Origin of the sequence: uncultured Gemella sp. (assembly GCF_963537375.1) — a bacterium.
In the GTDB taxonomy this organism is placed as follows: Bacteria; Bacillota; Bacilli; order Staphylococcales; family Gemellaceae; genus Gemella.
Genome location: NZ_CAUTDQ010000001.1, coordinates 24511 through 51129 on the forward strand (window position 1 = coordinate 24511; position 26619 = coordinate 51129).

Sequence of the window (26619 nt, forward strand, 5' to 3'; positions counted from 1 at the left end):
TTAAAATGGAAGTTTGCCACCAAACATTCTTCCTAGACCCTTTCTCTTAGATTTATCATTCATAAGTCCACCAAACTGTTTCATCATTTTTCTCATTTCTTCGAATTGCTTAATTAACTTATGAACCTCATTAATTGGTCTACCACTACCTTGTGCAATTCGTTTTCTTCGTGGTACATTAATGATATCTGGATTTTGTCTTTCTTCAATAGTCATAGATTTGATGATAGCTTCAATATAAACAAATTGCTTCTCATCAACTGCATCTAAATTCATATTTTTAAGTTTCCCCATACCTGGAATCATACCTAAAATATCTTTTAAACTACCCAGTTTCTTCACTTGTTCAAGTTGAGTTAAAAAGTCTTCGAAGGTAAAACTTTGATTAAGGATTTTTTCCTGCATTTTTTTAGCTTCATCTTCATCAATAGAAGCTTGAGCTTTTTCTATTAGAGTAAGGACATCACCCATACCTAAAATACGAGAAGCCATACGTTCTGGATGGAATATCTCTAGGTCGTTCATCTTTTCACCCATACCAACTAATTTAATCGGTTTACCAGTGATAGATTTAATGGATAAGGCTGCCCCACCACGTGTATCTCCATCAAGTTTCGTTAGTACTAATCCAGTGATATCTAGTTGTTCATCAAATGAACTTGCAATATTAACAGCTTCTTGTCCAATCATTGCATCTATTACAAGTAAAATTTCATCTGGAGTTGTTGCCGCTTTAATATCTTTTAATTCATCCATTAATAATTCATCGATGTGAAGACGCCCAGCAGTATCGATAATTACATAGTTAAAGTAATTTTCTTTAGCAAAGGCTAATCCTTCTTTAACAATATCTACAGGATCTTTATCAACATAGAAAACTTCAATATCAAGTTGTTTTCCTAAAGTTTTCAATTGTTGAACCGCTGCTGGTCTATAAACGTCAGCTGCAATAAGAAGCGGTTTTTTCTTCATAGTTTTTTTTACTTTAAGAGCTAACTTACCTGCTGTAGTTGTTTTCCCAGCCCCTTGAAGACCAACCATCATTACTGTTGTAATCTTACCACCTTGATTTAATTCAACGTTAGAACCACCAAGTAATTCAACAAGTTCTTCATTTACTATTTTTACAATTTGTTGAGCAGGAGTTAATGATTTCATAACTTCAGTTCCAACTGCTCTTTCACTAATTTTCTTAACAAATTCTTTTACTACTTTAAAGTTAACATCGGCTTCTAGTAATGCCAACCTAACTTCTCTCATCATTTCTTTAACATCAGCTTCAGAAACTTTTCCTTTTCCTGTAAGCTTCGCTATTGTATTTTGTAATCTTTCCGATAGATTTTCAAATGCCATAAAAGATTCTCCTAGTTTTCTAATTTTATCAATTCATCAACATATGTCAGTACTTCTGTATCATTCGTTGATTTTTTTATTTCATTTAGTAAAAACAATCTTTGATTGTTTAGTTTTATTAAATTTAACTTCTCCTCAAACTGTTCTAATTCTAACACTGTTCTTTTAATATTATTTGAAACAGCTTGTTTTGAAATATTGTAATTTTCCGATATCTCTGTTAATGATAAATCATTAAAATAATAATCATTTAAATATTGTTTTTGTTTATCACTAAGTAATTCAGAGTAAAAATCATAGAGTTGTGAAATTTTTATAACTTGTTCTATTTCCACAATCTTCCTCCAGTCATAAAATATAAATCTACATCCTTATATTATACGATAAAATCGCTATTTTTTCAAATTTTTATCGTATTTCTAAACAAATAAAATCAACTTGTAAAGCAATTTCTACAAGCTGATTAATTGAATCTATTAAATTAATTTTTACATGAAATCACATAAAATCTAAAGCTGAATTATCTATTGTTATAGTTATCTTCTCGTTTGAAAAACTGTCTGCAAAATAATCATTTATATACTTCAAAAGAGGATGTAATTTACTATATTCCTCATCATTATACCTTATTGCCAAATTATACTTGAACTCATTATTAATTTTATAGAATAAGCTTTTATTCGGACCAAGAATCGATGAACCACTAAGCTTTTTACTTATAAAGTTATAAATCATCTTTGCAACCTGTTCTGTTTTCACTTCATCATAACCTTTTATCATAATAAATGAAATTTTACAGAACGGCGGATAATCAATAAGTTTACGTCTATTTAATTCGTACTTATAAAATCTCTCATAACTATGATTAATTGCATAATCCAATATATTGCTCGCTATATTTGTTTGAAAGACAACTTCGCCTTCTTTTTCACTTCTTCCAGCTCTTCCTGCTGTTTGAACTAATAACTGAAATAGCTTCTCATTCGCTTTAAAACTCGGTATAGCTATCATACTGTCAATTGATAGTACTCCAACTAGAGTAATATTGGGGAAATCCAGACCTTTTGATATCATCTGTGTTCCCAATAGTATATCAGACTTATGATTTTTAAAATCAGTTAATAGTTTTTCATATGCTCCTTTTCGACTAGTTGTATCTGAATCCATCCTTGTTATTCTGACATCCGGAATATGTTGAATCAAAAATTCCTCTACCTTTTGAATTCCATAGTTACCTGAAACTAACTCTGGATGTTCGCAACATTTTTTTATATTTGAAATTTTTTTATGGTATCCACAAAAATGACAACGTAATGAATTGTCGTGTTTATGATAATTTAAACTTATATCACAGTTCTCGCATTTATATAAATGACCACAGGTAAAACAACGAATAAAATTAGTATATCCTCTTTTATTCATTAACAATAATACCTGTTCTTTTTTATCAATTTTTTCCTTAATTTTAAAAAGCAATTCATCAGCTATAACTTTTTCTTTATCTTCTGTATGAACAATACTAATTTTTGGTAAATTATTATTAAATCTATGCGTTAGAGTCAAAAGGTTACTCGAATTATTCTTCTCGAAATTATAATATAAATCAACCGATGGCGTTGCACTAGCATATACTACTGTACATTTGTTATATACACCACGTTTTTTTGCTATATCTTTAGCATCATATCTTGGTGATTCAGTTTGCTTATAACTATTTTCATGTTCTTCATCGATAATTATAATACCAAGATTTTCAAAAGGTGCAAAAATAGCTGATCTAGTCCCAAGACAGATTTTAACCTTACCGTCTTTAATTTTTTTCCATTCATTATATTTCTCTTTAGTATTTAATCTAGAATGTATTACAGCAATATTATCATTAAAAATTTTCTTGAATTTTCTCTCTATTTGCGGTGTTAAAATTATTTCTGGAACAAGAACAATAGCATCTTTTCCATTTTTTAATGTTTCTTCAACTAATTTAATATATATTTCAGTTTTCCCAGATCCTGTAACACCATGGAGAAGGTATTCATTAAATTTACCTGAATTATAATTTTTTACAATTTTATCAAATATTTCCAGCTGATACTTACTTAATTTTGTTTCATTTTGTAAAATAGTCGTGTCAATTTCAGGAATTACTTCTTCTTCAATGATAAAAATAACATTTTGCTCTAATAACTTCTTCGTTACTGAAGGGCCGATATTTAATATTTCTTTAACATCTGATTTCTTAATCTTCTTATTCTTACTTAGATAATCAACAATTATCTGTTGTTTCTTTGTTAATTTTACATTACTTATATCACCTAGAATATAAAATTCTTCCGTAATGTTATTATTTATTTCTTTGACTTTACTTATAAGTTTTATGGCTTTTAGCGAGATTAAATATCCAATTTGTTCGATTGAAAAAATTTTTTCAAACTTTTTCTTTTCAGCTAAGTTATTCCTATCAAAATACTTAGCATAATCAAATAGTAAAGTTTTGTTCGCATCTATCAACTCGTAATACTCGACATATTTATTTTTTAATATCGTCGGAATTAGCGTTTCTATAGCTTGAATTCTAGTACAAAAAAGTTCATCTGCCATAACTTTAGATAAAAGAAGCATTTCTTTAGTTAAAATTGGAAAGTCATCTTTTAATTTTTTTATACTTTTAAAGTTATCTTTATCGTATACCCCTTTATACTTTTCGCTAACATTAACAACATAACCTTGAACTACACGAGTGCCAAAAGGAACTTCCACTCTATAACCTACAAGATCATATTCCTTAATTCCATCAGGAATCAAATAGTAAAAACTCTGATCGACACTATGATTATTTACATCGACAATAACTTCAGCATACATAATCTCACCTCACCTTCTTTAAAGTTTCAAGCTTACTTAGTAATAGTATCTACAATTTCTTTAGCTATGTTTGTCTTACTAGATTTATCAATTTTTGTTATATTATTGAATTTGTCAATAATACACACCTCATTATTATCACTTCCAAAACCGATATCTTTTTGAGATATATCGTTTGCCACTATATAATCTAAATTCTTCTTAACTATTTTTTCTCTAGCATATGCAAGAAGATCGTTAGTTTCAGCAGCAAATCCTACAACAATTTGTTCTTCTGTTTTATTTTCACCAACATATTTCAATATATCTTGAGTTCTCTCAAACTCCATTGTAAGATTTCCATCTTGTTTTTTTACTTTTTTATTAAAGACAAGTACAGGGGTATAATCAGATACTGCAGCTGCCTTAACTATATAATCGCAATCTTTAAAATTATTTTTTACCGCTTCAAACATATCCTTTGTACTTACAACATCTAATACCTTTATACCATTTAAAATAGTATCATTCTTCACACTTGAAACTAAAATTACTTCAGCTCCTCTTTTCTTAAATTCGTTTGCTATAGCAATTCCCATTTTCCCAGTAGATGGATTCGTTAGGCATCTAAAAGGATCTATGAATTCCTTAGTAGGACCGGCAGTTACTAAAACTTTTTTCCCTTTCAAGTCTAACTCTGTCTCAGAGAAAACAGCTTTTTCAATTTTTTCTACTGTTGGAAATTTTCCTTTTCCAATATCACCGCAAGCTAACAATCCACTATCTGGTTCAACAAAATTAAAACCTAGTTTCAAGAGCTTACTTATATTCTCTTTAATAATAGGGTTGTTATACATAACTGTGTTCATTGCAGGAACAATATGTACTTTTGTTACATCCTGAACAGCTAACATAAGAGAAGTTGCTAAGTCATCAGCAATTCCACACGAAAATTTTGAAATTATATTTGCTGTAGCTGGTGCTACAATTATTTTATCTGCCCATTTAGTTAAATCAATATGTTGGATTTCATTTTCATTTAATTCATTGAAAGTATTAGTATATACTCTATTTTTAATTAATGATTGAAAAGGTAGTTCTGTCACAAAGTTCTTTGCATTTTCTGTAAGTATAACCCTAACATCGTGACCTTTCTTCACTAGAGAACTAGATAAATCAATCGATTTATATGCCGCAATTCCACCAGAAACTATCAGTAAAATATTCATGATATTCTCCTTATTTAATCTTTTATAATAATATATTAATATAAATCATGCTCTGTATGATTAGGACCAAAAACTGCTGTTTCAAGTTTAGATAATCTTTTCAATATATCTAAATTAGTAACCTGGACTGGTTTATCCTCTCGACTAGCGTTTTTTATAGCCTCAATTTTAATTTTAAGATTTTGATTTTCAATTTCTAATTCTTTTAAACGAGTAAGTAGTTTATCAAGTTTCATATAGTCTTCAATTATTAAGTCCAAATAATCATTAACATCTTCTTCACTATAACCCTTTACTCTCGTTTTTTTAAATTCTTTCTCGTATATTTCTTTTGCTGTTAAATTTAATTCAATACTCATAGTTAAAACTCCTTTACTTGAATTCACTAAAATAACTAACGCAACTCACAAAGTACAGAGGTGCCGTCTCAGCTCTTAATATTCTTTTTCCTAGACCGATTACATCAAAATTACCATCTAATAAATTATCGATTTCTTGTTCTGAAAGCCCACCTTCACTACCAAAAACCGCAATAACGTCTTTATTATTTAAATCAGAATTTAATAATTTCTTAAGATTAACATTATCTTCATTTACAGATTCTTTCTCATAGGCAACAACTTTATAATCGTAATTTTCACTAAATAAAATTAATTCTTTCAAACTATCCACATAAGTTATATCAGGTATAATATTACGTTTTGATTGCTCAGCCGCTTCTTTTATAATCTTATTCCATCTATTTAATTTAGAATCTACTTTATCTTTTTTAATTTTTGCTATATTACGTTCAGAGTTAAATAAAACAATATTACTTACTCCTAGTTCAGTAAGCTTCTGAATTAAATACTCTATTTTATCATTCTTCAAAGGCGGAATAGCCACCGTTATTTTTGTTGGAAGTTCATTACTACCGTCTACTTGTTCATATGGTGTTATTAGAACTTTATCTACATTATTATCTATAATATTACAAATGTATTTAACTTCATTATTAAATACTACATATACTTTATCATTAATTTTTTTTCTCATTATTCTGACAATATGATTGCTGTCATCTTTTGATAATTCATATGTTGATTCAACATTCAATTCTTCATTTAAAAAATACTGTTGCATAATTTCTCCTAAAATTTTATCTTATATCTAATTTTACCTTAATCTTGTTATTTATTCAATAGTAGCTAATTACAAACATAAAAAGAGAACAGCCTAATCAATCAACAATTAAAGTGATTAATTAGACTATTCTCTAATATGTTAAATTATAAATATTATTTACTTTTCTAACTACCCGATGGAATATAACCTTCAATATGTTCCTTAGCTAATTTCTCATGTTCTGGATATGTTTTAGAGAAATATGCTTTTCCATCTTTTGTCGCATGTAAGAAATAAACATAATCTGTATTTTCTGCATTATTTAACGCTTCGAATGATTCTGAACCAATTGAAGAAATTGGACCAGGTGGTAAACCGATATTAGTATAAGTATTATATGGAGAATTCAATGATAATTCTGCTTGCGTCGGTGCACCTGTAAGTTTATCTGCAGCATAGTTTGCTGATGGATCAGTTTGTAATCTCATACCTTGTGCAAGTCTATTCAAGAATACACTAGCAATTAATCTGTTCTCATCTGATTTTGTAGACTCTTTCTCCAAGATACTAGCAAGCGTCATATATTGATGGATAGACACTTGTTTATTTTGTCCACCAATGTTCCATGATTTATTATTCTTTTTGTATAACGGTACTATTTTTTCATTAGATAATTTAACCATCTTAGTAATTAAACTCTCAACTGTTTCATCATCTTTTAAATCATAAATAGCTGGATATAAGTATCCTTCTAAAGCATATTTAATATCTTTACCGTAAATCTCATCTGTTATTAACTCAGGGAATTGAGCTTGTAGTTTTTTAATAAATACGCCGTCATTAACTTTTTCTAAAAATTCTTTAGGATCTAGTTTTGTCTTTTCTAAATTCTTAGAAATTTTCAAAATACTGTCACCTTCGATTAAAGCAAACGTATTACCTGTTTTACCTTTATTCTTAGCTCCTAATTCTTGTATAATTTGAGATAAGCTCATGCTTTGTTTTAATTTAAAGCTACCAACATAAAAAGTTGTATTCGGTGTTAATCTAGAATATATTTTAAATACCTCTTCGTTTTTGATTAAACCTTTAGCTTTTAATTCTTGTGCTATTCTCGCACTTCCATAATTTTCTTTTACTTCTACAGTAATATCCTTATTATTACTTTTATCAACTGGTGTTGTCATGTAATAAAATATTGATAGTACTGCTATACCTACAACAACAAATACTGTCAGTATTATAGGAATGATAGATTTTCTTTTTTTATTTTTCTTTCTAAGTTCTTTACTTCTTCTTATCTTATCTTCTCTCATTACTTACTCACTTTCGTCGTAATAAAAAGTATCTAAAACTTCAGAAATCATATCATATTCTTCATCTGTTTCTACTGGTTCAAAACGAACAGCATCTTCTCCATCTTCTATACATACCATTGGGAAAATACTAATTTCCTCTTCATCAATTGTTTCTTCCTCAGCGAAGATATAGTAAAGATTACCATTTGTAGGGTTAGTAAATTCTAAAATTTTTCGGTATTCTTTTTCTTCACCTTCTAAAGTACTAAGTGTATACACCTCTTCAGTATTATCAATACTAATGTTTTTTAAATCTTTCTCTTGCATTTTATTTTCCTCCTGAAATATATATTAATTTAATTTATCTAAATATGTCTGTAATATTAATACTGCAGCCATTTTATCAATAACATCTTTTCTTTTCTTCCTTGAAACATTCGCTTCAAGAAGTACTCTTTCAGCACCCATAGTAGTTAAACGTTCATCTTGTAGAATTATTTCAACATTCTTTATCTTCTTTTTCAAAACTTCTACAAAATATAATGTGGCTTCACCTCTAAAACCTACAGAATTATCCATATTTTTAGGAAGGCCAACAACAATTTTTCCTACATTATGCTCTTGAACTAATTCTTTAATCCTTTTAATTTTAAAATCCTTTATCTGCTCGTTGATATTAATAGTCTCAATACCTTGTGCAGTCAAGCCTAACAAATCACTAACGGCAACACCTATAGTTTTTGATCCATAATCAAGGCCCATTATTCTCTTATCTAACATCTACGACTCCTGTATAAAAAAGTATAATAAGTACTCTAGTATATCATCCATATCTATTAATCTTATTTGCTCCCTTGCATGATTATCTCTAGGAATGTATACTGGATCAGCAGTTTTAATATATCCCATTAATTGATTAATAGGATCATATCCACGCTGTTTTATTGTTTCAACAACATTTTTTAATATGTTGTGAATATCATTTTTATCATAAAAATTGCTATCAAATAATCTTGTTTCATCGAAATTTGTCATAATCATTACCTCCGATTATACTAACTCTACTAAGATACCTACTGCATTTTCTCCTGTATGTGTTGAAATAATTGGTGTTGTTGTAAATATTTCATCCTCATTTACTTCATAACCAAATGTTTCTTTTAGTTCTGATTTAATTAAAGCTACATATTCATCAGCTAATGAATTAGGTAAACTTATACTTTTTATAGTTTTATCTTGTTTTTCTTCTTGAATATGTTTAATTAAAGTCTGAACTAATTTTTTCTTACCACGAACTTTATCTAAAGCAACTAATTCTGTATCTTTTAACTGAGTTAAAACTTTTATATTTAAAAGACCTCCGATTAAAGCTTGTGACTTACTTAGTCTACCACCTTTTACCAAATTGTCAAGTTTATCGATTGTAACGTATGTCAAAATATTCTTAGCTTTTTCTCTTAAGCTTTCTACAATCGTTTCAACAGCTACCTGTTCTTCTAATTGTTTTAGACATTCTTTTAATAAAAATACCATCCCACGAGTTGTAGTTTTACTATCAACAACATAAACACCTTCAAATTCAGAACTTGCAGTAACAGCAGTACTATAAGTTCCACTTAAGGCAGATGAAAGAGTTAAAACAATAATTTTATACCCTTCTTTCGTCCATCTTTCATAAGCTTCTAAGAATTTACCAATTGCTGGTTGACTAGTTGAATAAGTAGTAGCTGTTCTCATTCTTTCTATATATTCATCATTACTTATTGTACGGTAATCATACTCATTTCCATCAATATTAATTGTAAGAGGAATTACTTCAACATTATATTTTTCTATTTCATCAAACGTTAAATCACTTGATGAATCAATAATAATTTTTACTTTTTCCATTTTCTACTCCTTCCTTTTTCTTATATAGTGTAAAAATGAATAGTTAAATTCATTACTATCATCTTTCTTAAATTCTTCTCGACTTAACAAGTCCCATTCATTTTCATCAAAATCAGGAAACTTTGTATCAGCTTCTACTATTGTATCTACTTCAGTGATAAACATTTCATCACATTTATCAAAAAATTTACTATAAATCGTTCCACCACCAAATATATATGCCTTTTCAGTTTCGATATTTTCTAAAATTGAATCATCTGAATAGATTTCTATATTTGAATAATGATTTAAAGAATCTTTGTCCCGAGTCAAAACTCTATTTATACGATTAGGTAAAGCTTTTCCTATACTATCTAGAGTTTTACGTCCCATGATGATTGTTTGATTTGTAGTTAACTCTTTAACTCGCAACATATCACTCTTTAAACGCCAAGGAATAGTATTTTCTTGACCTATGGATTTATTCTTATCATATGCAACTATTAGCGATAACATATTACCCCTCCTAAACAGCTATTGGTGCCTTAATAAATGGATGACTTTCATAATTAACAACTTCAACATCTTCAATCTTAAGGTCAAAGATACTTTCAAAGTCATTTACCTTTAATTCAGGTAAAGAATATGGTGTTCTAGACATTTGTTCTTTTACTTGATCAAAATGATTTTTATAAATATGTGCATCACCAAGCGTATGAACAAATTCTCCAACCTCAAGACCACATTCTTTAGCTATTAAAATAGTGAGAAGTGAATAAGATGCAATATTAAATGGAACTCCTAAGAAAACATCTCCGCTTCGTTGATATAATTGACAACTTAATTTACCATCATTCACATAAAATTGGAATAGTGAATGACATGGTGGTAAAGCCATAGTATCTACTTCTGCTGGATTCCATGATGAAACTATTAAACGTCGTGAAGATGGATTAGTTTTAATCTGCTCCACTACATTTTTAAGTTGATCAACACCGTTAAAGTTTCTCCATTGTTTTCCATAAACATTACCTAAATCACCATATTTTTCTGAAAAGCTCTCATCTGTAAGTACTCGTTCTTTAAATATCGCCATTTGTTCCTTGTACTGTTTAGAAAATTCCTCATCAACCAATGTTCTATGACCAAAATCCGTCATATCGGGACCAGTATATTCTTCACTTTCTATCCACTTTTTAAATGCCCATTCATTCCATATGTTATTTTTATTTTCTAATAAAAACTTGATATTTGTATCACCTTTTATAAACCACAGTAATTCTGACCAAACCAAATTAAAATTCACTTTTTTAGTAGTTAATAAAGGAAATCCTTCAGAAAGATTGAATTTCATCTGATAACCGAAGACACTTTTCGTACCTACACCAGTTCTATCTTCTTTTTCTATTCCATTATCTAGAATGTGCTGACATAATTTTAAATACTCTTTATCTACCACAATTATTCTCCATTACGCTTTATAGTTGTTTTCTTTTAAATATTTCATTAAGTCTTTTATTTTTTCTAATGAACTCTTACCAAAATGATGTTCAATTCCTTCAACTTCTTCATATATTTTATCTTCGTCTACTCCAATAAGTCTAAGGAAATCTTCTAATAATTCATGACGAGTTAAGGCATATTCGCCCATTTTCTCACCTTGTTCAGTAAGTGCAATTCCTCTATACTTTTCGTACACGATGTATCCTTCGACATCAAGCTTTTTTAACATTTTAGTTACTGTAGAAGGATACACTTCTAATTTTTCTGCGATATCAGCACTCCTAGCATAACCTTTATTCTTTACTAATGAATATATCACTTCTATATAATCTTCCATCGTTGGTGTTGCTTTTGCCATAAATCGTTACCTCCTTTATAGTATTGTAAATGGTGATTTTTCAACTGTTGATTTTATTACCTCTAAATTTAATTCTGAGATATAATCTAAAAGCAAGTCTTTTACAAGACTTTCAGTAAAATGACCAATATCAATTATATTTTTTTTCATTTCTATTGCATCAAGTGCTGCATGATAACCTACATCACCAGTTAAATATACATCTACTTCCGGTAATGTATAAATAAAATCAGCTCCACTTCCTCCTAATAATGCAACAGTAGAGATTTCCTTTTCATCTCCAATAACAGCCGCCACATTTTCTAATGAAAATTTATCTTTTAAATAAGTAATAAAGTCACTATATTTCAGTGAACTACTTAATTTTCCAATTCTTCCTAAACCAGCTGTTTTATCTAAATTATGTTCAAATAATACTTGAATATCTTCTAATTTAAGAAGTTTAGCTAAATAATCATTAAGGCCTAAAGTCGCAGAATCTAAATTTGTATGAAATGAAATAACTGAGATATCATTTTTTATCAAATCACGAATAATTTTCGATTTAAAATCAGAAGTAAAATCTAAAGATTTTAATGGTTTAAAGATAAGAGGATGATGTGAAACTATTAGATTAACATTATTAGCTATAGCTTCTTCTACGACGTCAGTAGTTACATCTAAACATACTAACACTTTATTTACCTCATTATTATTGTTTCCTAACAACAATCCAACATTATCCCAATTTTCTGCTAACTTAACATCAGCTAGTTTATTTAAGTGAATAAATACATCTTTTACCGTTCTCACAAGACCTACCTCCTTTTCTTATTATCATATTATTATAACATTTTATGAAAAATATTGCCATTACGAAACTTATTTTGTAACTAAAATAACATATTTATTCCATACAATATTTTTTCTTATTCTATAAAAATATAACTATACAAATTATTTCACCCTATAAGTCTATATATTCGTAATAAATAAGTTTAATTTTTACTCCCATCCTATGAATACTAGACATTTTCTTTATAATATATTATCATTGTTCTTATAAAGAAATTCGTAGGAGATTGTTATGCAAACTGTAGAAGGTTATCTAAATAAAATTATCTTTCATAACAAAGAAAATAATTACTATATTTTATCTATATTTTTAAATGATCAATATGATTTTGCTGAAGGAGATTATTTAAGCGTTGTAGGGACATTTAATGATTTCGACTTCGTTGAAGATGAATTATATTCATTCAAAGGCGAAATAGTCCAGCATAGAAAATACGGAACTCAGCTATCCGCGATTGTAGTTGAACCAGTAATCGAAAAAGATAAAGAAGCTATTGTATCCTACTTATCAAGTTCTATCTTTCAAGGTGTTGGTAGAAAAACTGCTGAATTAATAGTAGAAAGTTTAGGAGTTGATGCACTAGATAAAATATATGAAGATAAGGATGCATTATTCGCAATAAAGGGTATCCCTACACAACGTAAAGATACTATTTATGCTACAATTGTCGCAAATAAACAAACTCAAGATATTATTTTAAAGCTAAACGAATATAATCTCAGCAATAATTTAATTTTGAAAATCTATAACTTTTACAAACATAACACATTACGTACAATTACCGAAAATCCCTACTCTCTAATTAAAGACATAAAAGGTATAAATTTTAAAACAGTAGATAAAATTGCAGAAACTAATGAAATTGCTGCGAATGATCAAGAAAGAATACTATACGGTTTTATTTATACTATAAATACATATTGTTTTTCTACTGGTAATACATATATTTCAAAAAATAACCTACTATACAATACTTTTAATATTTTATATTCTTCAAGAAATATAGCAGTTGATAAAGAAGACATACTAAAAGCATATACTTATGCTCTAGATACTGCAAAACTAATAGAAATTGAAGATAGAGTTTTCTTACCAGAAATATACTATTCAGAGTATTCTATTTATAGTGACATAAGTAGAAGATTAGAAATGAAAAAAACTGAAGATATTAGCGAAAAACTTCTAGATAAATATATAGAAGAAGTTGAAGATGAATTAGGTATAGAATACGATATAGTTCAGATTGCTGCGATAAAAAACTGTATACAAAATAACTTTTCTATTTTAACCGGTGGTCCTGGAACTGGTAAAACAACAATTATACTAGCAGTTATTAAAATATTCCAAAAAATTAATAACTATAGTATTCACGACTTATTGGATGAAACTAGAAATATTATTACCTTATGCGCACCTACTGGAAAAGCAGCCAAAAGAATGTCAGAAAGTACAGGATTTTATGCATCAACAATACATAAGGCCATTGGTTGGAGCACAGAGGACGAAAATATGGAAGAATTTGTCAGTGATAAAAGTATTAAATCTGAATTAGTAATAATAGATGAATCAAGTATGATTGACGTATTCTTAATGTATAACTTATTAAAGATTATTCATAAAGATGCGAAAATCATTCTAGTCGGTGACAATGATCAATTACCATCAATCGCTCCTGGTAATGTCCTTAATGATCTGATTAATTCTAAAGCCATATCAACTGTTAAGTTGAATAAAATTTTTAGACAAAGCGAACACTCAAGTATCATTAATATTTCTCACTCTATTAAAAATGACATTCCTTTTGATATATTAGAAAATTTTGATGATAAGGAATTTATTTCAGCTAATAAAAATGAAATGATTAATGTAATCTCAGCGGTATATGACGATTTACTTAAAAACACTAGTAAGGAAAATATACAAATTCTTGCTCCAATCTATAAAGGAACTAGTGGTATAAATGAAATTAATACGGCTATTCAATCAAGATTTAACGATAATGAAGAACAAATTGAATATGGAGAACTGATATATAAAGTCGACGATAGAGTTATGCAACTTGTTAATAGACCCGAGGATAATATATTTAATGGTGATATTGGTTACATTAAGGAAGTTTATAAAGAAGGTAATAAATTAAAAATAGTCATAGATTATGATGACAACTATGTTACCTATGAAAAGCAGGAATTAAACCAAATTACCCTTTCATATGCGTGTTCTATACATAAAGCACAAGGATCAGAATTTGAAAATGTTATAATTCCATTTATTGATAATTATAACTTTATGCTCAATAAAAATTTAACTTATACTGCTATCACACGTGCAAAGAAAAAACTAATACTATGTGGAAATCATAATGTTTTTTATAAATCAATCGAGCCTACAAATACTGTCAATAGGCAAACAGCTCTAGAATGGTTCTTTACAACAGACAGAGAAGCAAATATTGAAGACATTGAAATTGATGAAGAGCTTAAAACGTATATATTAGATTTTCAAAATATAAATACTATTGACCCTATGATTGGTATGGAAAATATAAAACCTACGGATTTTCTGTAGTATCCACAATTACATACATACAAAAACCTGGACATAGAAAATCTATATCCAGGTTTTGTCTATTACATCGCTGCTAAATCACGAGCAATTTTATCTATATCATTAATATTTAAAAATGCTGCTGCTATTGCAGAACCATTTTTTGCTGTAACAGAACTATTTACTGCTGCAATCATATTTTTAGTTAATGCATCTAAACGGACTAATTTAGCCTTAACCTCATCTAATTTTGCATACTCAATATTTTCATTATTTAACGATTTAAGAGTCGCTATTGAAGAGTTTACCTTATCAGTCATCTCTTTAAACTTCTCTACTTTATCACCTAAAGGACGTCCCTTATCAAGATCTGTTTCAATAGTTCCTGCTAATTCGTCAAAAGTGATTAATTCTTTTGAAAATAAACTTAGTTTATTCTTCATATATTCATTTGAATATTTTGTTTGTGAAATATTGTAGTTTTTGTTAGCACTATCTTTTAAATTAAATGCAACTGAATTATTATTTTTAGTTACAATTTCAATATTGAAATCTTTACTATTAAACTCGTTTGAATTAATATTATCAATATTTAGAGTTTTTCCATTAAAATTATTAAGTTTTAATGATTTCAATAAAGATTCAAAACCTTCTTTGTTAATAACTTCATCATTAGTAGTAATTATTAACTTATTATCTTTTTTATCAAATTCAGTTTTTTCTAGCTGGTTTAGAGTCACAGAATTTGTAAGATTTTGTAATTGTTCTGTAGTTATGTCAGACTTAGAACTACAACCTTGCAAAATTAGCAAGGTTGTTAGTAATATTATCAGCTTTTTCATTACTTATTAGAATAATTCTGGCGCTGAGATAATGTTTAAGTTTTCGTCAATTTCAAATACTAATGGAGTACCAGTTGGTAAGTTAAGATCTAAGATTTTTTCATCAGAGATGTTTAATAAGTATTTGATTAACGCTCTTAAACTGTTACCGTGAGCAGAAATAAGTACGTTTTTACCAGCTTTAATTTGTTTAGAAATATCACTTTCCCAGTATGGTAATACACGATCAATAGTAAGTTTTAAGCTTTCTCCTGATGGAATTTCATTTTCAGGAATTTCTTTATATCTATCGATGTTTCCTGGGTACATGTCACTAGATTTATCTAATGCAGGAGGAGCTACATCGAAACTTCTTCTCCAAATATGAACTTGTTCATCACCGTATTTTTCAGCTGTTTCAGCTTTGTTTAATCCTTGTAAAGCACCGTAGTGTCTTTCATTTAATCTCCAGCTTTTGTGTACTGGAATCCATAATAAATCTAATTCTTCTAAGAATAAGTTTAAAGTTTTGATAGCACGCTTTTGGTAAGAAGTATACGCTACGTCAAAAGTAAGACCTAATTCTTTAAGTGTTTGACCACCTTTGATAGCTTCTTGTCTTCCTTTATCTGTGATATCAACATCAACCCATCCTGTAAATCTGTTCTCTAGATTCCATTGGCTTTCACCGTGTCTAGTTAATACTAATTTCATTAAGAAATCCTCCTAGTTTTATTATTATATTTTAATTATACAATATTTTTTAGTATTAGTACATAGTTTTTATTATAAAAAACATATTGAAAACGTTATAGGTATGCTGATTTTGATAAATTACATATATTTTTCACTTTCTGATATATATTAAGAAAAATAAGACTAGCTGAATAATAATTTCCATCTAATCTTATAATAATAAATAATATTTTCTGTTCATAATGACTTTATAATGAATTTATAATAAATTCTGTATTTTTAAAATACTTTGTGCTCCACTTTACCCCTTTTTACAATTTTTAACTTATTAGTCTCAAAAAAAGTAAAGACTTTAGCTAATAAAACTAGTATAACTATCCAATATATAAACATACTATTACCTTCTTTCATTTAATACGTAAAACTTAATTTTCTTTGTACTTATATAATAACATACGGAAAACCGAAAATCAAGAGTAAAATTCATATTTCTTAATTTTTTTATTATATACCCTTGATTTTATATACGGTTTCCTTTATAATCAATGTATAGATAGAAAATAGATTGGAATATAATATTATGACTACAACTTTTAGTATTAGATTTAAAAAATGTTTAAAAGAAAAAAATATAAAACAAGCTGAACTAGCTCGTTCTACAAAAATTACACCTTCATCAATTAGCGATTGGTCTAAAGGAAAATACACACCAAAAAGAGATAAGTTGCAAATTATAGCCGAATATTTATCTGTAAATCCTGCTTGGCTTATGGGAGAAAGTGATATAATGGACGCAGAATCTCTAGATAATAGTTTAAATTCTAATAATGAGTATTTAGATGATGTTTCTAAACTTCCTATATTAGGTACAATCTGTGCAGGAGATGGTGTTTATATTGAAGAAGAATATGATGAACATATTTTTATCGATCAAGGTATGCGTGCTGATTTTGCACTACGTGTAAAAGGAGATAGTATGATAGAAGCTGGTATATTCGATGGTGACCTAGTTTTCATTCGTCAACAAAGTTCTGTTAGAAACGGTAAAATTGCTGCTGTTAGATTAACCGAATGGAACGAAGCATCTCTAAAGAAAATTTTTGTTAAAAATGACAACGTAATTCTTTATCCATGTAATCCTGACTATGAACCTATCGTAACACGTAATGTTGAAATAATAGGTGAATGTGTAGGTGTATATAGAGAACTATAATTTTATAAAATAAGAGTTTCTTAGATTAATTCCTAAGAAACTCTTATTTTATATTCTTTCTAATATAGCCATTCTATCTCGACCATTTATATCTTTATATACTTCTGCTTTAAATTCATTATCATTGGCTAGTTTCAGTATCTTTTCTCTTTGATCATATCCTATTTCAAAAAATATCATACCATCATGATTTAAATATTCTTTAGCATTTTCTACTATTTCTCTATAGAAATACATACCATCTTCTTCTGCGAATAAAGCAAGGTGCGGATCGTAATTTAAAACATTATCTTCCATTGTTATTTTATCACTATATGCTATATATGGAGGATTTGAAACTATGATATCGAATTTCTCATTTATATTCTCAAAAATATCAGATTGTATAAATTTAACCTCTGCCTCGTTAATTATTGCATTTTCTTTAGCAACTTTTAGAGCTTCTTCACTAATATCACTTGCAACCACCTCTAGTGACTTAGACTCAAGTTCTTTTCTTAAAGTTATTCCGATAATACCACTACCTGTACATAAATCTAGAATTTTTATGTTATTTTTATTAATAGATTTTATATACTCAATAACCTTATATATAAGTTCTTCTGTTTCCATTCTAGGCGATAACACATCCTTAGTAACTTTAAACTTCCTATCATAAAAATACTCAAATCCCGCAAGATGACTTAATGGCACATTTTCCTTTATATGTTTATCAATTAAAGAAAAATACAATTCTTCTTTTTCTTTTGATAATTGCTCAGAAATGTTATTAGTAAGTTGTTGAGCATTTTCATCCAACATATACATTAATAAAAATCTCGCTAATGATTCTTCTTTTCCTTGTCTTCTTAAAAGAAGACAAGCTCTTGTTATAGCTTGCCTTCTGTTCATTATAGTTCTTCACCTTTATTTAGTTCTGCCATCTTCTCAGCTTGTTCAGCAATACGAAGTGCTTCTAGAACCTCATCAAGTTTACCTTCCATAATTTGGTCTAATTTTTGAATAGTTAAACCAATTCTGTGGTCAGTAACACGGTTTTGAGGATAGTTATAAGTTCTAATACGTTCAGAACGGTCCCCTGTTCCAACTTTAGATTTACGTTCAGCATCAAATTTAGCTTGCTCTTCTTGTTGATATTTATCATAAACACGAGCACGTAAAACTTTCATAGCTTTTTCTTTATTTTTAATCTGAGAACGTTCATCCTGCATAGATACTACAACACCTGTTGGAATATGAGTTAAACGTACGGCTGACATCGTTGTATTAACCGATTGTCCTCCAGCACCACTAGATGCGAAAGTATCAACACGGATATCATTTTCATTAATGTCGATTTCAATCTCTTCTGCTTCTGGTAATACTACAACTGTTGCAGTAGATGTGTGAATACGTCCACTTGATTCTGTTGTAGGAACACGTTGAACTCGGTGTGCACCACTTTCAAATTTCATCTTAGAATACACATCTTCACCAGAAATTATAAAGATCGCTTCTTTAATACCACCGATACCAGTTTCAGAACGTTCTAAGACGTCAACTTTCCATCCTTGAGATTCAGCAAATCTAGTGTACATACGTAATAAATCACCAGCAAATAATTGCGCTTCATCTCCACCAGCTGCTCCACGAACCTCAACAACAACGTTTTTCCCATCGTTAGGATCTTTTGGTAATAATAAGATTTTTAATTCTTCTTCCATAGGTGCAAGAGTTGGTTCTAATTCTTTGATTTCCTCTTGCATCATTTCTTTCATTTCTTTATCTTCTTCTATTTCAAGAAGTTCTTTAGTATCTTTAATTTGTTGAACTATATCTTTATATTCTCTAAATACAGCTACAGTTTTTTCAATAGAACGTTGTTCTTTAGAATATTCCATAAGTTTTTTCGTATCACTTACAACATCTGGATCACTAAGTAATTCGTTTAGCTTTTCATAACGTTCTTCAACTATCTCAAGTTGTCCAAAAATTTCCATTTCTTCCTCCTAATTTATCTTTTAATTTCATGACAATGGCGACATCTAGCTTCATACGATTCACTAGCACCGATAACTACTATTGGGTCATCATATCTAGCAGGTTCACCATCAATCAATCTTTGACTTCGACTAGCTTCTTTACCGCATTTATTACAAACAGCATGAAGTTTTGTTACCATTTCACTTACAGCCATTATTTCAGGCATCGGGTGAAACGGTTCTGCTTTGAAATCCATGTCTAAACCTGCCACAATAACGCGTATACCATCATCAGCAAGCTTATTAATGACTTCTACAATTTTTTCATCAAAGAACTGTACTTCGTCAATTCCTATGATATCATATTTTTTATCAATAATATAGTCGTAAATTTGTTCAGCTTTATCAATATTTACAGACTCATAACTATTTCCATTATGTGTAGAGACCATATTCTCTTTGTATCTATTATCTATAGACGGTTTGAATAAAAGTACTTTTTGTTTGGCTATTACCCCTCGTTTTATACGTCTTAGTAATTCTTCTGATTTTCCAGAGAACATACTTCCGCAAATACATTCTATCCATCCGAATTTTCTATTTTCTATCATTATTAATCCCCTCGGACTTATATTATACAATTACTAATAGAATAAAAACAGACAATCCAATAAAGAAATGTCTGTTTTATTTTTCTTACTTGATACCGTATTTTTTGTTGAAACGTTCGATACGTCCATCTGCTTGAGCGAATCTTTGACGCCCTGTGTAGAATGGGTGTGTATCTGAAGAGATCTCAACTTTTAATAATGGGTATGTATTTCCGTCTTCCCACTCGATAGTTTCTTTAGATGGTTTAGTTGAACCACTTAAAAATTTGAAACCACTTGTAGTATCCATGAATACAACTTTACGGTAATCTGGGTGAATTCCTTCTCTCATTATTATCGTCTCCTTCTGCCCTGAACGCTTTTAATACGAACAGAGTTATTTTTCAGTGAGTTAATCACATACCTTATTATTATAAATAATAATCTTAAAAAAATCAAGTACTTTTATTAATATTTGTAAACTTTTTTTGTTGACACCTTGTATTATATTTACTCTATAAAACCTCTCTTTTATTTATAGTTAAAAAATACAAAAGAGACAAACTATTATATTCTCCTTTAATAGTTCATCTCCTAATCTTAAGTTATTTTTTTATCTCATCAGTAGCAACATCTTCTCCAAACCATTTATTTGATATTTCTTGGAATTTTCCTTCTTCATATAATTTATTAAATGCTTCATTCACCTTATTAACAAGTGTAACATCCGCCTTTCTCGCTCCTACTGCAAATGCTTCACTATCAAATCCTGCATTTAAAATATCAAAATCTTGGAGTTTATTCTGTTGTTTTAAATAGTAATTTGCATACACTTTATCAATTAATAATGCATCAATTCGATCATTTTCTAAATCAATTAACGCCTCATTAAAACTTTCATATTGAGTAGCGTCGTTATTCTTCACTATATTTTTAAGAATTTCTGGTTTCTCATTAAAAGTATCATATCCTGATGAACCATTTTGAGCACCAAGTACCTTATCTTTTAGTTCAGATATAGTTTTAATTTTTTTAGATTTTTTCACTACTACAACTTGTTCATTAATCATATATTGATTTGTAAACTGAACAACACTTTCTCTTTCTTTAGTCTTTGAATAGCCATTCCAAATCAAATCTATATTACCATTTTTTAACTCAGTTTCTTTTAAATCCCAGTTAATTGCTTGCCACTCAACTTTTATTCCATATTTTTCAAAAACTGAGTTTGCTAAATCTATATCAAATCCAACATTTTTACCACCCTTATCTTGAAATCCCATAGGAACGAAGGTATTATCAAAACCTATAACAACCTTCTTATCTTTTTGAAAGTCTTCCCAGTTATCTTGTTTAGGCTTATCTTTTCCACCAGATGCACAACCACTAATTATTAAAACACTAATAAGAAGAGTAATAAGTAATTTAAATCTTTTCATTATAATCACCTCTTACTTTGGTTCTACTTTCAGAATACTATCTGCAATATTTTCTGCGAATTGCAAATCGTGAGTTACAACTATCTGTGTAATACCTAATTCTCTATTTTTTAAAATAAGCTTCTCAACTTCTAATCTAAGCTCTGGATCCAATGCACTAGTAGGTTCATCATAACCTATTATTTTAGGATCAATCATCATTGCTCTTGCTAAAGCAACACGTTGTTTTTGTCCACCTGATAACGAGATTGGATAACTGTTTACTTGCTTATCTAACCCAAGCTTATTCAATAAAGTGAGCGCCTTTTCTTCGGCATCATCTTTAGACATATCCATAGTCTTAATCGGAGAAAGTATTAAATTTTCAAGAACTGTAAGATGTGGAAATAATTGAAAATCTTGGAATACAAATCCTAATAAATTTCTTTTTTCTAATTCATCAATTGGAAGTGACTCTCCATTGTAAATAATTTCACCAGAATCAATTTTTTCTAGACCTGCTAGCATTCTTAACAACGTAGTTTTTCCTCCACCAGAAGGCCCTACTATTGCTAGAATCTTATTCTCTTCTACAGTTAGATTAAAATTCTCAAGAATTTGTCTATCTTTAAATTTCTTACTTATATTTTTTAATTCTAACATGTGTTACCTCCTATCGTAGTTATAACGCTTTTCTACTCGTTTCGATATTATTGTTACAATACCAATAAGTAGTAAATAAATTGCTCCAGCAACAAACATCGGCAATAAACTTGCATCTCTGTTAGCAGCTGTTCTACTAGCTAAAATCAAATCACTTATTCCTAATGCATATACTAAAGAAGTATCCTTAACTAAACTCATTATTTCATTAAATACACTCGGTAATACAATCTTAATAACCTGTGGTAAAATAACAAATCTAATAGTTTGAAATTGAGTAAATTTTAATACCTTAGCAGCCTCATATTGACCTTTTGGAATTGAGTCAATACCACCTCTAAAAATTTCAGCAAAATAAGCTGCATAGTTTAATGTAAATGCAATTATAGCAGCAGGTAGTCTATCAAATCGTATTCCTACTGAAGGTAGTACATAATATATAAAAATTAATTGTAATAATAACGGTGTTCCACGCATTATCCATATATATATATTAATAAAATAGTTTAATAGCTTAATATTAAATCGCATAATAAAAGCTATAATTACACCTAACGGAATAGATAAAATTAAAACTAGGAAAAATACTTCTAAAGTTATTAAAGCACCTTTAATTAAACTAGGTAATATTTCCATTAAATATTCCATATATTTCCTCCTTTTATATTCAATAACTACACACGATAGCTATGTAGTTGGTTGTTTTTGAATTTTAAATCTAATTATAACACAATTTTATAAAAACAAAAACCCCTTAATAATTAAGGGGCTAAATATTCATTATTTATTTAATTTTGAATCGTGGAATTTTTTCATAATTCCTTCTTTTGATAATAAACTTCTAACTGTGTCAGAAGGTTGAGCTCCATTACCTAACCATTTTAATGCTAACTCTTCATCGATTTTAACTTCTGCTGGTTCTTTAACAGCATTGTAAGTACCGATAGTTTCGATAGAACGTCCATCACGTGGAGATCTTGAATCAGCAACAACGATACGGTAGAAAGGTGATTTTTTAGCACCTAATCTTTTTAAACGGATTTTTACTGCCATGTTTGTACTCCTTATGTTTCAACTTTTTTATTAATTTTATGTGTGTGTGTTTATGAAGTGTTTTAATGAAAAAGTTGAATCTATAACGCTAAGTTTTCTAAGCTAGATATTATTCTAACATTAAAATAAAAGTATGTCAATACTTTTCGACGAAAAATGTCAACTTTTTTTGTTGACTCGTCTAATCCCTATTATATCAATTTTTCTATACTATGTAAAGATAAAATATTTATAAAAAAATACTTCTCATTCTCCTCGTGAATTAAAAAAATAATAACTAAGAAAATAGGAATGGGGATGACTATAAAATCGATTTTTTTGAAATCATGATTTTTAAATCCCCCACTCCTATTTTAATATTAATCTTCTAATACTTTAGCTATTTCATTTAGAACTTGTTCTTTCCCTATTTTAGTAACAGAAGAGAATGGAATAATAGCCATATTATTAGTTAAATCTAATTCACGTTTAATTATTCCTGTATTTTTAGCAAGTTCATTTTTAGATATTTTATCAATTTTAGTCATAACTATAACAAATGGAATTTCATAATAATTAAGAAATTCATTCATTTCTATGTCATCTTGAGACGGTTTATGTCTGCTATCTATTAAGTGTAAGACAAATCCTAAATTTTCACTATTAGTGAAATATTCTACAATCATATCGTACAGTTTTTCTTTTTCCGGTTTAGATAATTTAGCATAACCATAACCTGGTACATCGACTAAAACTAACTTATTATCAACATCGAAGAAGTTTAATGTACGAGTTTTACCAGGTTTTGATGAAACACGAGCATAGTTTTTTCTTTCTAATATTGTATTAATGAAAGATGATTTACCAACATTAGAACGACCACACATCGCTACTTCTGGTTTATCATGTTCAGGATATTGTTTTTTTGAAACTGCACTTATAAGCAGATCAACATTATGTGTATTTAACTTTTTCATCTTTATTCTCCAAATACTATTTTAAATACTTCTTGAATACTGTCAACTGAATAGATAGTTAATTTTTCAAGTACTTCTTTCGGAATATCAATTAGATCTTTTTTATTCTTAGTAGGAATAATTATTGTATTTATATTCATCTTTTCGGAACTTAAAATCTTCTCTTTAACTCCACCTATTGGTAAAACTTTTCCATGTAAAGTCATTTCTCCAGTCATCGCTATGTTATTATCAACCGGTTTTTTAGTTAATGCAGAATACACCGAAGTAGTAATAGTTATACCAGCAGATGGCCCATCTTTAGGAACAGCACCTTCAGGAACGTGTAGATGTATGTCTATTTCTGAGAAATTAATATCCTCAATATTAAGATTTTCAGCATTAGATCTTAAATAAGAAATCGCCATTTGTGCTGATTCTTTCATTACATCCCCTAGTTTCCCTGTAAGAATAATCTTACCATTTCCTTTAGATACGCTTGTTTCGATTTCTAGAGTATCTCCACCAACAACCGTATAAGCTAGACCATTAACTAAACCAATCTCGGGTTTAATATTTTTATCTTTTAAACTATATTTTTCAGGTCCAGCAAAATCCTCAAGGTTAGTAACACCTACTTTGATTTTCTCCTCTCCTTGAAGAACTTTTAGTGCTGCCTTTCTACAAATAGAACCAAATACTCTCTCTAAATTCCTTACACCAGCCTCATAAGTATATCCATTTATTATCTTATTAATCGCCTGTTTACTAAAGGTAATTTGACCTTTTTTAAGACCATTTTCTTTAATTTGACGCGGTATTAAATATTTCGCAGCGATATTTTCTTTTTCTTTAATCGTATAAGATTCAAGTTCAATTACTTCCATCCTATCTCTAAGTGGAGCTGGAATTAAACTCAAATTGTTAGCTGTAGCAATAAATAATACTTTTGATAAATCGAATGGAATGTCTAAGTAATGATCTACAAATTCATTATTTTGAGCTGGATCAATTACCTCTAGCATAGCTGCTGCAGGGTCACCTTTTATATCAGAAGCCATTTTATCAATTTCATCTAATAAAATAACTGGATTCTTAGTTTTTATTTTCTTCAATGATTGAATAATTTTACCAGGTAAAGCACCAAGGTAAGTTCTTCTATGTCCACGAATCTCAGCTTCATCATGTACCCCACCTAAAGAAATACGAACAAAACTTCTTCCCATAGAAGCGGCAATTGATTTAGCTAATGAACTCTTACCTACACCTGGAGGTCCTGATAAACATAAAATTGGAGATTTCATATCATCTCTTAGTTTTTTAACTGCTAAAAATTCTAAAATTCTCTCTTTGATTTTTTCTAAACCATAGTGATCTTCATTAAGAATTTTTTCTGCATTTTTTATATCTATTTCATCAGCTGTTAGTGTATTCCACGGAAGCGCAACAACAGTATCTAAATAAGTTCTAATGATAGAATGTTCAGGACTCATTACTGGTGTTTTTTCTAGCCTATCAACTTCTTTTAATAACACTGCTTTATCCTCTTCAGATAATTCAATATCATTAATAGCTTGACGAATCTTTTCAATATCGTCGTCTTCTGGAGCTATTTGCTTCAACTCATCTTGTACAACTTTCATCTGTTCACGCAAGAAGTATTCCTTTTGTTGAGTATCAATATTAGCTCGAACCTTTTCATCAATCTCACGTTTGAAGCTATTTCCAACTAAGAAAGCTTCTAGACTTCTATTTAAGAAAATAGCCTTTTTCTCTAAATCTAACAAGAATAATACACGTTGTTTAAGCATTTTATCAATTGGGAAAAACTTAATATTTTTATTAATAAATTTCTCTAAATCATCAGTTTTATAGTAATCGATATCGAAGTTTTCTCTCTTTAAATAATTCAAGAAATTTGTTCTGATACTGTTCAATAAACCTGTTTTATCAAAACCATTATCCACAACTTCTCTAATATTAATCTCAAGGTGTTCAACATGGTTATTATTATAAACACCACTTTTCACCTCTGCGATTCCATAACATTGGTACTCATATTTTTTATTCTTTTTATCAATTGTTAATTGACCATAAGTCCCAAAGAACACATTAAAACCATTACTATCAAATACATCTTCTTCAGAAAATGAATCATCATAACTATCTATTGGTTTTCTTTTGTATGTTACAAAAACTGGTATTTTATCTTTCTTAATAGTTTTAATTGTTTTTAAAAATTTTTTGTCCGTTACATCTATTGTATAAGTATTAGACGGAAAGAATAAATCTCTATTCTCTAATAAATAATATTTTGTCAAAACGAACTCCT

At 28.9% G+C, this 26619-nt stretch carries 29 protein-coding genes; 2 read left to right on the forward strand and 27 right to left on the reverse strand.

What is annotated here, in order from left to right:
* From ffh to RYK99_RS00200, 15 genes are all read right to left on the reverse strand, one after another.
* Positions 1–1353 (reverse strand): signal recognition particle protein, encoded by a 1353-nt coding sequence (gene ffh, locus RYK99_RS00130; RefSeq protein WP_048802637.1) that lies wholly within the window; start codon positions 1351–1353, stop codon positions 1–3.
* A gap of 11 nt (positions 1354–1364) precedes the next feature.
* A complete protein-coding gene (gene ylxM / locus RYK99_RS00135; RefSeq protein ID WP_003146027.1) occupies positions 1365–1688 on the reverse strand; it encodes a YlxM family DNA-binding protein in 324 nt (107 codons plus the stop codon).
* A gap of 163 nt (positions 1689–1851) precedes the next feature.
* Positions 1852–4215 (reverse strand): primosomal protein N', encoded by a 2364-nt coding sequence (priA, locus tag RYK99_RS00140; RefSeq protein ID WP_314989031.1) that lies wholly within the window; start codon positions 4213–4215, stop codon positions 1852–1854.
* 32 nt (positions 4216–4247) lie between these two features.
* Positions 4248–5426 (reverse strand): bifunctional phosphopantothenoylcysteine decarboxylase/phosphopantothenate--cysteine ligase CoaBC, encoded by a 1179-nt coding sequence (gene coaBC / locus RYK99_RS00145; RefSeq protein WP_314989191.1) that lies wholly within the window; start codon positions 5424–5426, stop codon positions 4248–4250.
* A gap of 32 nt (positions 5427–5458) precedes the next feature.
* The gene (locus RYK99_RS00150) at positions 5459–5782 is read right to left on the reverse strand and encodes a DivIVA domain-containing protein (RefSeq protein WP_314989033.1); all 324 of its coding nucleotides are present in this window, start codon (positions 5780–5782) and stop codon (positions 5459–5461) included.
* A 13-nt stretch (positions 5783–5795) separates the two neighbouring features.
* Positions 5796–6545, reverse strand: a complete 750-nt coding sequence (locus tag RYK99_RS00155) for an RsmE family RNA methyltransferase (protein WP_314989035.1) — start codon at positions 6543–6545, stop codon at positions 5796–5798.
* Between the two features lie 167 nt (positions 6546–6712).
* Positions 6713–7843 (reverse strand): endolytic transglycosylase MltG, encoded by a 1131-nt coding sequence (mltG, locus tag RYK99_RS00160; protein ID WP_314989036.1) that lies wholly within the window; start codon positions 7841–7843, stop codon positions 6713–6715.
* Positions 7844–7846: 3 nt separating this feature from the next.
* The gene (locus RYK99_RS00165; RefSeq protein WP_003146018.1) at positions 7847–8152 is read right to left on the reverse strand and encodes a DUF1292 domain-containing protein; all 306 of its coding nucleotides are present in this window, start codon (positions 8150–8152) and stop codon (positions 7847–7849) included.
* Between the two features lie 24 nt (positions 8153–8176).
* Positions 8177–8605, reverse strand: coding sequence for a Holliday junction resolvase RuvX (gene ruvX, locus RYK99_RS00170; RefSeq protein ID WP_271965337.1), 429 nt, complete (start codon positions 8603–8605; stop codon positions 8177–8179).
* On the reverse strand, positions 8606–8860 hold the full coding sequence (locus RYK99_RS00175; RefSeq protein ID WP_003146016.1) for an IreB family regulatory phosphoprotein: 255 nt from the start codon (positions 8858–8860) through the stop codon (positions 8606–8608).
* A 15-nt stretch (positions 8861–8875) separates the two neighbouring features.
* On the reverse strand, positions 8876–9715 hold the full coding sequence (locus RYK99_RS00180) for a DegV family protein (protein ID WP_314989041.1): 840 nt from the start codon (positions 9713–9715) through the stop codon (positions 8876–8878).
* A 3-nt stretch (positions 9716–9718) separates the two neighbouring features.
* On the reverse strand, positions 9719–10210 hold the full coding sequence (locus tag RYK99_RS00185) for a dihydrofolate reductase (protein WP_314989043.1): 492 nt from the start codon (positions 10208–10210) through the stop codon (positions 9719–9721).
* Positions 10211–10220: 10 nt separating this feature from the next.
* Positions 10221–11153 carry a thymidylate synthase gene (locus RYK99_RS00190; RefSeq protein WP_314989044.1) on the reverse strand — a complete coding sequence of 311 codons (933 nt, stop codon included), beginning with the start codon at positions 11151–11153 and terminating at the stop codon, positions 10221–10223.
* Positions 11154–11165: 12 nt separating this feature from the next.
* Positions 11166–11555, reverse strand: a complete 390-nt coding sequence (mntR, locus tag RYK99_RS00195) for a transcriptional regulator MntR (RefSeq protein ID WP_271965333.1) — start codon at positions 11553–11555, stop codon at positions 11166–11168.
* A gap of 15 nt (positions 11556–11570) precedes the next feature.
* On the reverse strand, positions 11571–12347 hold the full coding sequence (locus RYK99_RS00200) for a Nif3-like dinuclear metal center hexameric protein (protein ID WP_314989045.1): 777 nt from the start codon (positions 12345–12347) through the stop codon (positions 11571–11573).
* A gap of 274 nt (positions 12348–12621) precedes the next feature.
* Here RYK99_RS00200 and RYK99_RS00205 point away from each other — a divergent pair, with 274 nt between their 5' ends.
* Positions 12622–14958, forward strand: a complete 2337-nt coding sequence (locus RYK99_RS00205; protein ID WP_314989046.1) for an ATP-dependent RecD-like DNA helicase — start codon at positions 12622–12624, stop codon at positions 14956–14958.
* 62 nt (positions 14959–15020) lie between these two features.
* Here the strand turns inward: RYK99_RS00205 and RYK99_RS00210 are convergent, their stop codons facing one another.
* Together RYK99_RS00210 and gpmA are read right to left on the reverse strand one after the other, a co-directional pair.
* A complete protein-coding gene (locus RYK99_RS00210; protein WP_314989048.1) occupies positions 15021–15779 on the reverse strand; it encodes a hypothetical protein in 759 nt (252 codons plus the stop codon).
* A 6-nt stretch (positions 15780–15785) separates the two neighbouring features.
* Positions 15786–16472, reverse strand: coding sequence for a 2,3-diphosphoglycerate-dependent phosphoglycerate mutase (gpmA, locus tag RYK99_RS00215; RefSeq protein ID WP_314989049.1), 687 nt, complete (start codon positions 16470–16472; stop codon positions 15786–15788).
* Positions 16473–17034: 562 nt separating this feature from the next.
* Here gpmA and RYK99_RS00220 point away from each other — a divergent pair.
* Positions 17035–17667, forward strand: coding sequence for a S24 family peptidase (locus tag RYK99_RS00220; RefSeq protein WP_314989051.1), 633 nt, complete (start codon positions 17035–17037; stop codon positions 17665–17667).
* Positions 17668–17715: 48 nt separating this feature from the next.
* Here RYK99_RS00220 and prmC read toward each other — a convergent pair whose 3' ends face one another.
* From prmC to lon, 10 genes are all read right to left on the reverse strand, one after another.
* On the reverse strand, positions 17716–18558 hold the full coding sequence (gene prmC / locus RYK99_RS00225) for a peptide chain release factor N(5)-glutamine methyltransferase (protein ID WP_314989053.1): 843 nt from the start codon (positions 18556–18558) through the stop codon (positions 17716–17718).
* The gene (gene prfA, locus RYK99_RS00230) at positions 18558–19646 is read right to left on the reverse strand and encodes a peptide chain release factor 1 (RefSeq protein ID WP_003145535.1); all 1089 of its coding nucleotides are present in this window, start codon (positions 19644–19646) and stop codon (positions 18558–18560) included. The genes prmC and prfA overlap by 1 nt, the downstream gene beginning before the upstream one ends.
* A 14-nt stretch (positions 19647–19660) precedes the next feature.
* Positions 19661–20239 carry a thymidine kinase gene (locus RYK99_RS00235; protein ID WP_314989056.1) on the reverse strand — a complete coding sequence of 193 codons (579 nt, stop codon included), beginning with the start codon at positions 20237–20239 and terminating at the stop codon, positions 19661–19663.
* An 85-nt stretch (positions 20240–20324) separates the two neighbouring features.
* Positions 20325–20570 (reverse strand): type B 50S ribosomal protein L31, encoded by a 246-nt coding sequence (locus RYK99_RS00240; protein WP_003145327.1) that lies wholly within the window; start codon positions 20568–20570, stop codon positions 20325–20327.
* Positions 20571–20823: 253 nt separating this feature from the next.
* A complete protein-coding gene (locus tag RYK99_RS00245) occupies positions 20824–21657 on the reverse strand; it encodes an amino acid ABC transporter substrate-binding protein (protein ID WP_314989058.1) in 834 nt (277 codons plus the stop codon).
* Positions 21658–21669: 12 nt separating this feature from the next.
* Positions 21670–22299 carry an amino acid ABC transporter ATP-binding protein gene (locus RYK99_RS00250; protein WP_314989060.1) on the reverse strand — a complete coding sequence of 210 codons (630 nt, stop codon included), beginning with the start codon at positions 22297–22299 and terminating at the stop codon, positions 21670–21672.
* Between the two features lie 3 nt (positions 22300–22302).
* Positions 22303–22947, reverse strand: a complete 645-nt coding sequence (locus RYK99_RS00255; protein ID WP_314989062.1) for an amino acid ABC transporter permease — start codon at positions 22945–22947, stop codon at positions 22303–22305.
* Between the two features lie 132 nt (positions 22948–23079).
* On the reverse strand, positions 23080–23352 hold the full coding sequence (gene rpsP / locus RYK99_RS00260; protein WP_003145074.1) for a 30S ribosomal protein S16: 273 nt from the start codon (positions 23350–23352) through the stop codon (positions 23080–23082).
* Between the two features lie 359 nt (positions 23353–23711).
* Positions 23712–24308: a ribosome biogenesis GTP-binding protein YihA/YsxC gene (gene yihA, locus RYK99_RS00265; RefSeq protein WP_314989065.1), complete on the reverse strand. Its 597-nt coding sequence runs from the start codon at positions 24306–24308 to the stop codon at positions 23712–23714.
* Between the two features lie 2 nt (positions 24309–24310).
* A complete protein-coding gene (gene lon / locus RYK99_RS00270; RefSeq protein ID WP_314989066.1) occupies positions 24311–26608 on the reverse strand; it encodes an endopeptidase La in 2298 nt (765 codons plus the stop codon).
* Between the last annotated feature and the right edge of the window lie 11 nt (positions 26609–26619).